This is a genomic window from Corynebacterium sp. HMSC064E08 (assembly GCF_001811805.1).
GTDB lineage: Bacteria > Actinomycetota > Actinomycetes > Mycobacteriales > Mycobacteriaceae > Corynebacterium > Corynebacterium jeikeium_D.
This window is the reverse complement of the sequence record NZ_KV806693.1, coordinates 256,027-269,790: the sequence shown is the minus strand read 5'-3', so window position 1 is coordinate 269,790 and position 13,764 is coordinate 256,027. Positions and strand designations below refer to the sequence as shown.

The 13,764-nt window shown below is 58.8% G+C and carries 12 protein-coding genes; 1 reads left to right on the top strand and 11 read right to left on the bottom strand.

What is annotated here, in order from left to right; all coding sequences use genetic code 11:
- Window positions 1–17: 17 nt before the first annotated feature.
- From tatC to HMPREF2820_RS02720, 9 genes are all read right to left on the bottom strand, one after another.
- A complete protein-coding gene (gene tatC, locus HMPREF2820_RS02760; RefSeq protein ID WP_069359534.1) occupies window positions 18–1,244 on the bottom strand; it encodes a twin-arginine translocase subunit TatC in 1,227 nt (408 codons plus the stop codon).
- Window positions 1,245–1,262: 18 nt separating this feature from the next.
- Window positions 1,263–1,574 (bottom strand): Sec-independent protein translocase subunit TatA, encoded by a 312-nt coding sequence (tatA, locus tag HMPREF2820_RS02755; protein WP_049170543.1) that lies wholly within the window; start codon window positions 1,572–1,574, stop codon window positions 1,263–1,265.
- A gap of 74 nt (window positions 1,575–1,648) precedes the next feature.
- Complete coding sequence (locus tag HMPREF2820_RS02750) at window positions 1,649–2,680, bottom strand: helix-turn-helix transcriptional regulator (RefSeq protein ID WP_070602634.1); 1,032 nt, start codon at window positions 2,678–2,680, stop codon at window positions 1,649–1,651.
- On the bottom strand, window positions 2,680–3,708 hold the full coding sequence (locus tag HMPREF2820_RS02745; protein ID WP_049189894.1) for a helix-turn-helix transcriptional regulator: 1,029 nt from the start codon (window positions 3,706–3,708) through the stop codon (window positions 2,680–2,682). Before HMPREF2820_RS02745 ends, HMPREF2820_RS02750 begins: the two co-directional genes overlap by 1 nt.
- Before the next feature lie 43 nt (window positions 3,709–3,751).
- Window positions 3,752–5,212: a Pup--protein ligase gene (gene pafA, locus HMPREF2820_RS02740; protein WP_070602745.1), complete on the bottom strand. Its 1,461-nt coding sequence runs from the start codon at window positions 5,210–5,212 to the stop codon at window positions 3,752–3,754.
- Window positions 5,213–5,281: 69 nt separating this feature from the next.
- The gene (locus HMPREF2820_RS02735; RefSeq protein WP_005510795.1) at window positions 5,282–5,476 is read right to left on the bottom strand and encodes a ubiquitin-like protein Pup; all 195 of its coding nucleotides are present in this window, start codon (window positions 5,474–5,476) and stop codon (window positions 5,282–5,284) included.
- 61 nt (window positions 5,477–5,537) lie between these two features.
- Complete coding sequence (dop, locus tag HMPREF2820_RS02730) at window positions 5,538–7,115, bottom strand: depupylase/deamidase Dop (RefSeq protein ID WP_070602632.1); 1,578 nt, start codon at window positions 7,113–7,115, stop codon at window positions 5,538–5,540.
- The gene (gene arc, locus HMPREF2820_RS02725) at window positions 7,108–8,685 is read right to left on the bottom strand and encodes a proteasome ATPase (RefSeq protein WP_246819667.1); all 1,578 of its coding nucleotides are present in this window, start codon (window positions 8,683–8,685) and stop codon (window positions 7,108–7,110) included. Before arc ends, dop begins: the two co-directional genes overlap by 8 nt.
- A gap of 109 nt (window positions 8,686–8,794) precedes the next feature.
- Window positions 8,795–9,637 carry a tRNA (adenine-N1)-methyltransferase gene (locus HMPREF2820_RS02720; RefSeq protein WP_049170556.1) on the bottom strand — a complete coding sequence of 281 codons (843 nt, stop codon included), beginning with the start codon at window positions 9,635–9,637 and terminating at the stop codon, window positions 8,795–8,797.
- A gap of 115 nt (window positions 9,638–9,752) precedes the next feature.
- Here HMPREF2820_RS02720 and HMPREF2820_RS02715 point away from each other — a divergent pair, with 115 nt between their 5' ends.
- Entirely contained in the window at window positions 9,753–10,640 is an 888-nt protein-coding gene (locus HMPREF2820_RS02715) for a RecB family exonuclease (protein WP_070602629.1), read from the top strand.
- A gap of 179 nt (window positions 10,641–10,819) precedes the next feature.
- Here HMPREF2820_RS02715 and HMPREF2820_RS02710 read toward each other — a convergent pair whose 3' ends face one another.
- Both HMPREF2820_RS02710 and aspA read right to left on the bottom strand, forming a co-directional pair.
- A complete protein-coding gene (locus HMPREF2820_RS02710) occupies window positions 10,820–12,133 on the bottom strand; it encodes an anaerobic C4-dicarboxylate transporter (RefSeq protein ID WP_070429706.1) in 1,314 nt (437 codons plus the stop codon).
- Between the two features lie 39 nt (window positions 12,134–12,172).
- Window positions 12,173–13,621: an aspartate ammonia-lyase gene (gene aspA, locus HMPREF2820_RS02705; protein WP_069359542.1), complete on the bottom strand. Its 1,449-nt coding sequence runs from the start codon at window positions 13,619–13,621 to the stop codon at window positions 12,173–12,175.
- Between the last annotated feature and the right edge of the window lie 143 nt (window positions 13,622–13,764).

Sequence of the window (13,764 nt, the reverse complement as noted above, 5' to 3'; positions counted from 1 at the left end):
GAGTGTCATAAACCGCGCTAGAGAACATCATCAAAGTCGCTCGTCGGACGATTTCGCAAGTCCTGCGTCGGCATCGGAGTCTCCGGAATCATGCCCTGTGGCCGTGGTGGACGCGAATTGCGAGTAGGACGCATCTGGGATGCCCGCGTCGGCGTCGGCGCGTTCACTGGCGTGGGGCCAGAGACCGGAGAGGTCGTCGGGGCCGCTGATGCCGTCGGCATGCCGCCCGGCTGAATCGACGTCGGCGCACTTACTGAAGTCGGGGCGTCGATGCCGCCCACGTCACCGATACCGCCGGCGGAGCCAATCGGACCGGAAGCCGTAATCGGTCCGGAGCCTTGCTCGTCATCGACGTCCAACCACTCCGGTCGCTCATTTGCTTTACGACGGTCATGGAGACGACAAATCTGGATTGCGATTTCCACCAACAATGTCAGTGACGTCGCCATTGCGACCATGGATATTGGTTCCTGCCCCGGAGTCATGAAGGCCGCAAAGATAAACAGCGACATAATGATGATGCTGCGCTTGTCCTTGATGCTCTCGTAGGTAACGACACCGGCCATGTTCAACATGACCAGGAAAAGCGGAACCTCAAAGCTCACGCCAAAGCAGACGATGAGCGCCAAGAGGAAACCGAAGTATTGCGAACCGGTGAGTGCAGAAATTTGCGTCTCTTCACCAATCTGGAGCAAGAACTCCAGACCGATGGCGACAACGTAGTAGGCCAGGACGGAACCCATGACAAACAGCAGCGCGGCGGCAGTCACAACTCTGCGCGTGGTGCGGCGTTCCTTCCGAACCAAGCCGGGAGTGATGTAGGCCCAAATCTGGTAGAGCCACCATGGCGACGACATCACCAGACCGGCCAGCGCACCGACCTTCAGTCGCAGCATGAACATTTCAAACGGACTGGTCGCCAGCAGACGACACTCCGCGCCCTCACCGCCGCCGAGACGCATCTCGGGTGGAAGCTGACAGTACGGATCCTTGAGCAACTCACCCAGGGACTTAAAGTGCACAGGGCCAACATTGACCGAGGTAAACGGTATGCGGAACTGACCAATGGTAAAGGCGGTCTGATACCAGATAAAGCCCACAACAGTGCCGACGGCAATACCAGCGAGGGCGAGAACGAGGCGACGCCGGAGCTCTTGAATGTGCTCGACAATAGTCATCACGCCCTCGGGATTGCGCCTACGCTGGCGCTTCCGAGGACGTGATGTGGATGTAGCTGAAGTCACGCTTCAACCGGCCTTCTACTACTGCTGCGGCTGGCCAGGGTTGTTCTGGCCAGGCTGCGGCTGGTACGGCTGCTGCGGCTGAGCCTGCGGTGCCTGCTGCTGGTACTGCTGCTGCGGCTGGTACGGCTGCTGTGGCTGGGCCTGCGGAGCCTGCTGAATTGCAGCCTGCTCCTGGTGCTCGTCATCGTTGCGCATTTCCTTGACTTCGGACTTGAAGATACGCATGGAGCGGCCGAGCGAACGTGCGGCATCCGGCAACTTCTTTGCACCAAAGAGCAAGACAAGAACGACCAGGATAATGATGATTTCCCAGGGACCTAGGTTCGGCATCCGCTTAGAGACCTTTCAAATGAATACAAATACAAGTGGCAAGTTGCCACATCGTGCGCGATTTAAGCTTTGATTTAAGCCTTGTCGTTTCGACCATACTCTGCCAAAGCTTCGCGGGCTCGCGCAACAACGGCGTTTTTCAATTTTAAGGGCTCAGCGACCGTTACGCTCGGTGAACGGCGGAGCACAAAGGAGACTGTTGCGGCCAAGTCGGACATCGGCACGTCAGCGACAAATTCCGACTGCCCTAAGCCTTGGTCAGAGACCAGTTCGGTATCCTCTTCTTCTCCCTCATCTTCAGTAAAGAAGACCGGTTCATAGTCTGCGATCCAGGTGGCGTCGGCGTCGATAAGCACACTTGCCCATTCGGACGTTCCCGTTTCCGCACCAAAGGCGTGGGGATCACGGATATCGACAGGCTCGGGGCGGTGGAAACCGGAGGGAGTGTCGAGGACCTCGGCGGCCTCCAGGCGGTCGACGCGGAAGCTCTTCTGACGACGGTCTTCCTGCGCACGGTCGACAGCGCGGAGATACGTCGTGGATTCAACTGTATAAACGTTGACACAGTCAAGCTCACGGACTGTAATCTGCCCTGAGGCATTCCGGTAGCGCACCTTCAACACCTTGCGCTGATGCAGCGCGGAATAAATCTGCTCAGAAAAGGAAAAGGCCTTGCCATTTTCCGCAGCGGTCGAGTCAATGATGGGGACGTTTATTCCCAGAGCACTGCGTAGTTTTGTCGCGGCCGTCTGCGCGGCCTCGGAGGAAGTGGTGGCTGCGGAGTCCTCGATGGTTTCCAGGATGAGCAGCAAGGTCGCGGTTTCTTCGGCTGTGAGCGCACGTGGCTGGCTGAGCACCGTTGCCTGAGGGCGAATACGGACATCAAAGCTGTTGCGGTAATCAACTTCAAAAGCCCGCACTCCGAGGAGTCCCGGCTGGTCAATATCTGCAATCTGTTCCACGATTGCCCGAATTCGGGTAAAAGGTATGGCCAGTTCGGTAGCGGCCTCTGTCATTGAACGGTGCTGCGAAAAGTACGGTACGACCGCCAACAACTCGTCGACACTGACACCTGCGTCCAGTTCCCGGGCTGCATGCACTGTCATTAGTTGCCCTCCAAAGCGTTCTTCGCACCATTCGAACCGCCATGGCGAGCGAGTACCTGCTCCAACCGAGCAATAATCTCCGACCGTGCCTCTTCAGGTGATTCCACAATCAAATCCGGTGCGTAACTCAAACCTGTGGACACAATCTCACTCACAGGTGCCGCTGGCAGCTCGTAGCGCCCATCCCCCAACGCGGTCGCTTTCATCACCACATCAGCGCAGGTATTCGGAGCGATACGAACAACCGCCTGATAGGTCTTGCCACCGCGGTGCAACATGTTTTCCGCAATCTGTTGCAAGTCACCATCGGGCATTGGCTGGGTCGCCGACGTCCCTGTATCCGACACATCGCGGATACGGCTGAGCCGGAACATACGCGCGGCCTCACGCTGCGGATCAAAGCCCAACACATAAAAGCGCCCGCGCAGGTTAATCAGACCCCACGGCTCCAGCATGCGCAGTTCATCATCCACGCCGTACTGGCGGGAGTACCACATCTCCACTGTCCGGCGCGGCGAGGTCATCGCGGTCAGCAGTGTGCTGAAATCCACTCGACTCATATCCACCGCATCGGCCACCACCACCGACTCATCCGGCTTCGCAATGGCGCTGCGCTGCGCAAACGATGCGAGCTTCCGCCACGCCGCCACAGCCGTCGAGCTCAGCTCCTCCGAACCAAACGCCGCATTCGCCGCCTGGAAAACCACCGAAGCCTCCGCTTCAGTGAACTCGGGGTCGTGCTGGGGCCACCGTAGTCTGTTCAGGCGCAGACGTTTGACCTTATCGCCCGCGCTTGACGACGAAACCTCCACCGGGACCCCGGCTGCCAGGAGTGCCGCGGTGTCCGCACGTAAATAACGAGCCCGGGAATCCTCGGAAACACGGGAGTAACCCTCGACATGTTTGGAGATCCACGACTCGCTGACCCACCCGGTGTCGTCGGCAAGCGCCAACAGCAGCTGAACCTGACGTTGGTTCTCACTGATCGCAGCGGATCCGGGGTTTTCCGATACCGGTGAGACAGACACGACTGTGGGGCTCCTTTTCCTGGGGCAGTTTCCTGGGACGGAACTAGTTTTCCGGATCCGTATCCGAGGTCTTCTTCGCGGCCGTCAGAATCTCGATCATCTCATTGACCTCATTGTTTTCCGTGGCAAAGGGGTCGCCGAGCATGGTGGAGATGGGATCGTCGCCGGAAATCTTCAGGTGTGTCCAGTCCACGACGGTTTTCAAACTGGAGCCTTCAGCTGCAACGAGGAAATCACCGCGCAGCTTCGCACGAGTAGTTGGCGGTGCGATGCGGACTGCCTCAGCGACCTGCTCATCGGTGATCCACCGCGAGGCAATGCCACGGGCTTCCAGCGCACGGAAGATGCCTCGGCCGGGACGGATGTCGTGGTAGGCCAAGTCGATTTGATGAAGCTTGGGGTCCTCCAGCGTTAGACCGCGGTCCAGGTAGCGTTTCATGAGCGAGTACTTAATGGCCCAGTCAATGTCGTGCTCAATGAGAGACCAGTCACCGGTTTCCACGGCATCCAGCGCGCGCCCCCACAGCTCGACAATGCGGTCCATTTCCTCGTTGGACGTGCCGGCACCGGCAATGCCCTTGTCCTCGTTGACCATGTTTTCTTCGCGGACCTTCAGCCACTCCGTCGCAGCGTCCAGGAACTCGCGCTGAATCTGCAGCGCGGTGGCAGTTTCGCCACTGCGCAGTGGAATCTCGGCTTTGCCCGTCATATCGCGGCTCACCGCACGGATGGACTTGATCTCGTTGGCGACCTCGAAGTCCGGCAACCTCACGCCGGCTTCAATCATCTCCAGTACCAGCTGAGTGGAGCCAATCTTGAGGGCGGTCGTGGTCTCACTCATGTTGGAGTCGCCCACGATGACGTGCAGGCGGCGGAATCGGTTGGAGTCCGCGTGTGGCTCATCGCGAGTGTTAATAATCGGCCGGGAGCGCGTCGTTGCACTGGAGACACCCTCCCACACATGATCCGCGCGCTGCGAGAAGCAATACTGAATCGGATCGTTGTGATACGGCGAAGTTGGGTACGGCAGGAAAATCTTCCCCGCGCCACAGATGAGCTGTCGCGTAACCAAGAAAGGTAACAGCAGCTTAGACAGGGACTTCAGTCCCAGTTCACGACCAACCAGGTAGTTCTCGTGACAACCGTAGGAGTTACCGACGGTATCAACGTTGTTTTTCAGCAGGTAGACCTTGCCACCGATGCCCTCGTCGGCAAGCTCTGCCTCGGCTTTCTCGGCGAGTTCATTCAAGATGACCTCGCCCGATCGGTCGTACGCGACCAGCTGCGAGACCGAATCGCACTCAGCGGTGGCGTACTCCGGGTGGCTTCCGACATCGAGGTACATACGACCAGCATTGGGGGTGAAAATGTTGGTTGCCCCGTACTTAGCGATCACCGGGCGGAACATGTATCGGGCAATCTCATCCGGCCCCAGGCGGCGCGAGCCATCCAGCGTCAGAGTGATGCCGAACTCGGTCTCAATGCCGGTGATGCGTCGGGTCAACGCCTGTGCCGGTACCGGTGTCGGCGTTGCTTCCGGTTCCTGCTGCCCTACCTGCTGGTCAGTCACTTTTTACTGTCCACCCTTCTGGACATACGAACGCACGAACTCCTCGGCGTTGTTCTCCAGCAGACCATCAATTTCATCCAGCAGGTCGTCAGCAGCTGCAACGTGCTCCTGAGCCTGACCGCCGCCAGCGACCTCGCCGAACTCTTCCTCGTCGCCTCCGCCGGAACCGCCGCCGAAAACCTGAGTGTTACCAGCCATGATATTGCTCCTTAAAAATGAACTTTTGAGTATTACTGCTCTATTACTGCACTATGTGTGCCTATTGTTCGCGGATAGCCCCGAGAGTACGCAGATGCTCAACCACCTCGGCCACTGTCTCCGCAGACTCCAACACGTCACCGCATTCTGCGGCAGTGAAACGGTCAACTTCATCCAGCGTAATGTAGGCCAGCGTAACTCCAGGCGACTCCACGTCACGAGTGCTCCGATACACCCCCGCGGTGTCCACCACCAAGCTGGTCCAACTGCCCGCGACGACATCCTTGCCAAAGCGGCGCAGAATGCCACCGCGTACATACGCACGCGTGGATTCCGGCGCGTATTCAACCGCGCGGTCGACTTCTTCCTCTGTCACGAGCGTGCGCATCGAACCACGGCGCACCAGCGCATGGTACAGCCCACGAGCCGGATCAATATCCGAGTACTGAATATCAATCAACGCCAACTTCGGGTGGTCCCAGCCCGCGCCCAGGCGGGTACGCAGGCCCTCCATGAGGTTGTATTTCGCCACCCAATCCAGCAGATGGGCTGCCTTGCGGGGGTCGTCGGAAAGCACGTCGAGCACTTCACGCCAGAGCTTGACGACGTCGCCCTGCTGGTCGTAGCTCTCCACGCGACGCAGGTACTCGTACTGCATCTCCACTGCGGACATCCACGTGACATGGTTTGCCAGCTGCAGCTTCTCGGTGCAAGTCAGGTCTCGGGAAACCTTATGGACGGCCTCGACGGGGTTGCGGAGCTGCAGGTCGTCGAAACGCACGCCGTCCTCGATGGCGTCGATGACCAAACCTGTGGTGCCCAGCTTGAGGAAGGTGGCGACCTCGCTCATGTTGGCATCCCCGATGATGACGTGCAGGCGGCGGAAGCGATCGGAGTCGGCGTGTGGTTCATCGCGGGTGTTGATGATGCCGCGGTTCAAAGTGGTCTCCAGCGAGACCTCAGTCTCGATGTAGTCCGCGCGCTGCGAAATCTGGAAACCCGACTCCTGCCCCGTCTGCCCCAGACCTACGCGACCAGCGCCCGTGAATACCTGGCGGGTGACGAAAAATGGCGTCAGACCGGCGACAATGTCATCGAACTCGGTTTCCCGGGAGAAGAGGTAGTTCTCGTGGGCGCCATACGAGGCGCCCTTGCCATCGACGTTGTTGCGGTAGAGCTTCAGCGTCGGACCTGGATTGCCATCGGCGTCAGTGGCTTCGGCGGCAAGCTGAGCTGCGCGCAGCATAATTTTGTCACCTGCGCGGTCAGCGATAACCGCTTCGCGGGCAGTTGCCGTTTCCGGTGAGGAGTACTCCGGGTGCGCGTGATCGACGTAGAAGCGAGCACCATTTTGCACCAGCAGGTTTGCAGCGCCGACGGCGTTCGGGTCCACGATCGGTGGCTGGTGGTAACGCCGCAGGTCGAAGCCACGGCTGTCGCGCAGTGGCGACTCCGGTGCGTAATCCCAGCGGATGCGCCCCGACAGGCCCTCCTCCTGCTCATGCGCGAAAGCGAGCACGGCCTGCGTGGAGGTGAGAATTGGGCTGACATCCGGGTTGTCCGGGCTGGAAATGCCGTACTCAATCTCCGTGCCGAAGAAGCGGTTCGGCTGTGCAGAACTGGCGGCGGATTTAGCCATGGCGAATCACCTCGACCGAGGCAACGCGCGCCGCTGGACGACCGGAGATGCGAGCCCACTCATCCGGGTTCGAGGTGTTTGGCAGGTCCTCGTTCTGCGCGAACTCCTCCGCCACTGCGGACAGAAGGTGATCCAAGCTAATACCAGCCTCGCCGCCAGCGATAACCGACTTGATGGCGGACTTCTTCGCACGGTCGACGATGTTGGAAATCATCGCGCCGGAGTTGAAATCGCGGTAGTACATAACTTCGCTGGTGCCATCGGCATAGCGAATCCGCACGTACTCGTTTTCTTCCGTCTTGGCGTACATCCGCTCAACAACCTGGTCAATGAGGTGTGCGACATTCTGCTCCACCCCACCGCGCGCTTCCACCTCAGCTGCGTTATACGGCAGCTCTGGAGTCAAGTACTTGCGGAAGATATCCTTCGCCGCAGCCTCATTCGGGCGCTCAATGCGGATTTTCACATCCAAGCGTCCCGGGCGCAGAATTGCCGGGTCAATCATCTCCTCGCGGTTGGTGGCACCAATCACGATGACGTTTTCCAGCCCCTCCACACCGTCAAGTTCACTGAGCAGCTGCGGGACCACTGTGTTTTCCATATCCGAGGAGATGCCCGAACCACGAGTGCGGAAAATCGAGTCCATCTCATCGAAGAAGACAATAACCGGCTTGCCATCCTCGGCAATGTCGCGAGCGCGGTCAAAAATCAGGCGAATCTGACGCTCCGTCTCACCCACGAACTTGTTCAGCAGCTCCGGGCCCTTGACATTTAAGAAGTACGACTGCGCCCGCTGCGCCTCCGCCTCGGTCTTACCCCGGGATAGCGCAATCTTGTGCGCCAACGAATTAGCCACAGCCTTGGCGATCAGCGTCTTACCATTGCCGGGAGGGCCGTAGAGCAGCACACCCTTCGGTGGACGCAGGTTGTACTGCTCAAACAGTTCTGGCTGCAGGAACGGCATCTCCACGGCGTCGTGAATCTGCTCAATCTGGCTATCCAGACCACCGATATCCGTGTAGGTGACATCCGGTACCTCTTCCAGCACCAGGTTTTCCACCTCGGATTTCGGAATGACCTCAAACGCATAGCCCGACTTGCGGTCAATCATCACCGAGTCCCCCGGCTTCGGCGACAGATCCCCCGCCAGAGACACCACGAATTCCTCACCGTGAGTATCCGAGGCCAAAATGCGCTCCCGATCCGGCAGCACCTCACGAACATTGGCGATGTCGCCGCTTTCCGGATAACCGCAGTCCTCCACGATTATCGAGCCCTCATTCAGACGCACCTGCGCGCCCGGCCGAAGCGCCCGCTCGTTAATCTCCGGCTGCACCCGCAGGCGCATCCGTCGATTTCCGGTAAACACCTCTGCGGTGCCCTTCTCCGGTCCTGGCTTAAGGAAAATACCGTACGTGCTAGGCGGCTCCAGCATGTCCTCCATGTCTTGGCGCAGTAACTCTAGCTTGTTACGGGAGTCCCGCAACAGCTCAACCAGGCGATTATTACGAATGCCGAGGTTGTAGTTCTTCTGCTCAAGATCACGGATTTTGTCAGACGGCGTTGTCATGTATCCCAGATTACCCATAGGGCCAGATGCCGTTGTTGCTTGGTCGATTTAGACCGTGTGTCGCATCACGCTTTACGACGGTTACACCTCCCAGCGCGAAGCGGCGGGTCTAGAGCTTCTTTTGATTTCGTCGCTGTGGGCGCGGAGGCACCGTGCCGTCGGCAAGCCTGCGTGCCCACACCAGGAATGCGGTATGTGCCTGCATACGGTGCGCCGGGCGGACGGAGAGATCCTGAACATTCCAGTCGCGGACCAGGGATTCCCAGGCGCGTGGTTCGGTGAAGCACTTCTGCGCGCGGATGCCCTCCATGACTTTCATTAGCTGCGGAACAGTGGCGACATAGACCATGAGCACGCCGCCAGGCTGAAGCACCTTCGAAACGGTGTCCAGGCATTCCCATGGAGCGAGCATGTCCAGAATGACTCGGTCGACCGGGCCGCCGAGCGACTCGACGGAGGCCTCGTTGAGATCGCCCAGGCGCAAGTCCCAGTTGTCGGGCTTGTGACCCATGAAGTCGACAACGTTGCGTTCCGCGTGCTCGATGTGGTCCTCGCGGACCTCGTAGGAAATAAGCTGCCCGTCAGCGCCGATGGCGCGGAGCAGGTTGAGGCTGAGCGCGCCGGAGCCAGCGCCGGCCTCCAACACGCGCGCACCTGGGAAGATGTCGCCCTCGACGATGATCTGTGCAGCATCCTTCGGGTAAATCACCGCAGCACCGCGCGGCATGGACAGGACGTAATCGACCAGCAAGTGACGCATGGCCAGGTAGACGGTGCCTTCGCTGGAGGTGACGGTGGTGCCTTCTTTGGCGCCGATGAGGTCGTCGTGGAGGATGGTGCCGCGATGGGTGAAGAACTTGCCACCCTCCTCGAGGATGACGGTGAAGTGGCGATTCTTCGAGTCAGTCAGCTGGACTCGGTCGCCGACCTGGAATGGTCCGCTCAATGCCATAGGTGTGTGGGCTCCTTTTGGGGTTTGGTTGGGTCGGGTTGGGTCTGGTTCGGTTTGGTTGGGTCGGGTTGTGTCGGGTGCAGCCAAATCCGGGCGGTACTCTAACCTGGCTAGTATGCCCGACAATGCCCAAAGTTCTAAGTCAGCTGTTCAGCCTTCCCGCCGCTCTAAGTTGGCGCTGTCGCCGTCGAGAGCTAATGACTACCGCCAGTGCCCGCTGAAGTACCGGTTCCGTGCGATTGACAAGATTCCGGAGCCGTCGACTGTCGCGCAGGTCAAGGGCACGTTGGTACATGCTGTGCTCGAACAGATGCATGCCTGGCCCCGTGAAGAACGCACTTACCCCGCAGCGGTGAAGCGTTTGAAGCCGACCTGGGAGGACATGCGTGCAAAGGACGCGGAACTGATTGAGCTAGTTCCGGAGGATGATTACTACGACTTCCTGGTCGAATGCCGCGGTCTGCTCAAGGGGTATTTCATGATGGAAAACCCCATGGGCTTCGATGCGGCCGAGATGGAAAAGTTCGTTCAGCTGGTTATCGATCCGGATGCGGATCAGACTGTGCCATTGTCAGTGCCACTTCGTGGTTTTATCGACCGCGTCGATATTGCCCCAACCGGTGAGGTCCGGATTGTCGACTACAAGACGGGCAAGAAGCCCTCTCCTCGCTTCCAGGATGAGGCACTTTTCCAGATGCGGTTTTACGCGCTGGTGTGGTGGCGGCTCACCGGTCGTATCCCGGAACAGTTGCGGTTGATGTACCTGAAGGTTGCCGATGATCTGGTGCTGAGTCCCAACGCGACAGAATTAGAGGCCTTCCAAGCGGAGATTGCCGACTTGTGGTCGGCGATCGTGCGCGACGGTGAAAACGGTGACTTTGTACCGAAGAAGTCCAAGCTCTGCGGGTGGTGTTCTTTCCAGGAGATGTGCCCTGCTTATGGCGGGGTCACACCGGAGTACCCCGGTTGGCCGGGTGCTGTCGGTGATGGCGGCACTGAGTAAAAGCTGCGGATGGGGGTGGCTTTCGCGGCGATGATAGCTTTCGCGGGGTGCCACCGTCGGCGGTAACGGTGCCAGTAAAAGTTACTGACTAGGTTTATGACAGGTGAATGGAATTCAGAGCTTCGATTTTGTCATAAACCTAGTCAGTTTCTCTATGCGGTGTTTTAGGTAGCCCACCACTACAGCAGTGCGCTGCCGAAGGCGAATCCAAACGCGACGGACAGGGCAATACATAAGGTTCCTGGGATGATGAACGAGTGGTTAAACACGTATTTGCCAATTCGGGTTGTGCCAGTGTCGTCCATCTCCACCGCGGCAAGGAGCGTCGGGTAAGTAGGCAGTACGAATAGCGCGGAAGTCGCTGCGAAGGAAGCAATCGCAGTGATGGGAGAAACTCCCACCGCGAGTGCAGCGGGCATGATGGCCTTTGCCGTGGCCGCCTGCGAGTACAGCAATGCGGCCGCGAAGAAGAGCACGATTGCCAGCATCCACGGCATTGTGGTCAGTAGGCTGCCGGACGCGGCCTTAATGTCGTCGATGTAGTGGTTGATAATTGTGGTTCCCAGCCACGCCACACCGAGAACGCAGACGCTGGCGGACATGCCCGATTTGAACACCGGTGTGTTCAAAATGGTTGCCGCGTCCAACTTGCAGGCCAGCACGATAACGGTGGCGGCGGTCAACATGATTGACATGATTGCCTCGTTTCGTGGGAGCGTGGGATCAGCGATGAGGCCGACCTGTTCAGTGCTGATGGTCGCATAGACCATCACCGCGAGAATCGAGAGTAGGAAAACCGCCACGGACCACTTGGCCGACTTGGTTGGCACGTATTCGCTCATCTGGCCACGTGGCTTGGAGACTAACCCCTTTTCCAAGCGGCTTTGATACTCCGGATCGTCGTCAAGCTCTTTGCCTAGGTGATTCGTGACAAAGGCGGTCGGAAGGATGGCGAGGAACGTCGAAGGAATGACAATCGCCAGGAGTGTGAGATAACCAACGCCGCGGGGTTCCATGAGCGAAGCCATGAGCACCACAGCCGCTGAGATGGGTGATGCCGTAATCGCCAACTGAGATGCGATGACCGCCACGGACAGCGGACGGGACGGGCGAACGCCTCCCTCCTTGGATACTTCGGCGATAACTGGGAGGGTGGAAAATGCGGTGTGGCCGGTGCCGGCGAGCAGTGTCATCAGGTAGGTGACAACCGGGGCCCAGTAGGTGATGTGTCGCGGATTCTTGCGCAGCAACCGTTCGGCAATGTGGACGAGATAGTCCATGCCCCCGGCCTTCTGCATAGCGGCAATTGCCGCGATTACCGACATAATGATGCCGATGACATCGAACGGAATGTCGTCTTTGGTGACCGGAACCCCGGTGATGCCCAGCGCCAAAACGCCCAGCCCACCGGCGAACCCGATAGCAATTGAACCAAGACGCGCGCCAAGGAGGATCGCTGCTAGAACGATAGAGATTTGGACGGCAACTAACATGTGTATCTCCGAAAAGTCACTCGTTAGACTTGTTGCCGCTTAGGACAAATCGTCGAGGCGAGACTCCCCTGCCACGTAGCGCTTCCCCCGGTATTCCGGGTGCATGAGGTTCTCGGTGCTCAGGACCTGGTTGAGCTCCTTCTCGTCCATCAGCCCGCGTTCGAGGACAATGTCTCGGACGGAGCGGCCGGTGCGAGCGGCTTCCTTGCCAACCATATCGCCCTCGTGGTGGCCAATGACCGGATTCAGGTAGGTCACGATACCGATGGAGTTTTCCACATAGCCGCGGCAGACTTCCGGGTTAGCGGTGATGCCGGTAATGCACTTGTCGCGCAGAGTATCGGTAGCGTTGCGCAGCAGTTCAATCGATTCGAAGAGGCATGCGCCGATGACAGGCTCCATCACGTTTAGCTGCAACTGACCGGCCTCGGCTGCCCAGGTCAGGGTCACGTCGTTGCCGAAGACCTTGAAGCAGGCCTGGTTCGCGACCTCCGGGATTACCGGGTTAACTTTTGCCGGCATAATCGAAGACCCAGCGGCGCGCTCCGGCAGGTTGATTTCATTCAGTCCTGCTCGTGGACCCGATGCCAGCAGGCGCAGGTCGTTGCACATCTTGGAAATCTTCATGGCCGCACGCTTCAGGGATGCATGCACGCTGACGTAGGCGCCGGTATCGCTGGTGGCTTCGATCAGGTCCTTCGCAGAGGTCACCTTAAAGCCACTGACCTCACGTAGCGCCTGGGTCACGGCCTCGCGGTAGCCTGCCGGCGCATTCACGCCGGTACCGATAGCGGTTGCTCCCAGGTTGATTTGCAGCAGGCGTGCCGACGCAGTTGCGATGGACTCCTGCTCTTCCTCAAGGTTGTGGGCAAATGCGTGGAAAGCCTGTCCCAGGGTCATTGGAACGGCATCCTGCAGCTGCGTGCGGCCCATTGTGATGATGTCGTTGAATTCATCACCCTTGGCGTGTAGGGCCTCAACCAGGGAGTCGAAGTGCTTCTGCAAGCTCAGTAGCGACATGTGGATAGCAAGACGGAAACCTGTTGGGTAGGCGTCGTTGGTTGACTGGCACTGGTTGACATCATCGTTGGGGTGAATGACGTCGTATCGGCCCTTTTCCAGACCGAGCAGTTCCAGAGCGAGGTTAGCGATGACCTCGTTGGTGTTCATGTTGAGACTCGTGCCAGCGCCACCCTGGAAGACATCGATTGGAAACTGATCCATGCAGCGTCCCTTTTCCAGGATTTCATCACATGCGGCGACAATGATGTCTGCAACATCGCTGGGCAGCGTGTGGACGCGCTGGTTGGCAATGGCCGTGGCCTTCTTTACCATCACCATGCCACGAATGAATTCGGGCACGTCGTTGATGGTCTTGGCTGAGATTTGGTAGTTGTCGATTGCGCGCAGGGTGTGGATGCCGTAGTAAGCCTCTGCCGGAACCTCCATAGAGCCAAGCAGGTCGACCTCGGTACGTGTTGCGGACATGTGGAAGCAATCCCTTCTCGTAGGCGCAGTCTTATGAACCACAATTCGTGGCGCTGCGGTTACACCGTCAAAACTACAGCGCTGGCGCAACTGCCGCTTTTCCGGCATAAGGGGACTATGTCAGTACGGCTAACGCCGTGCGC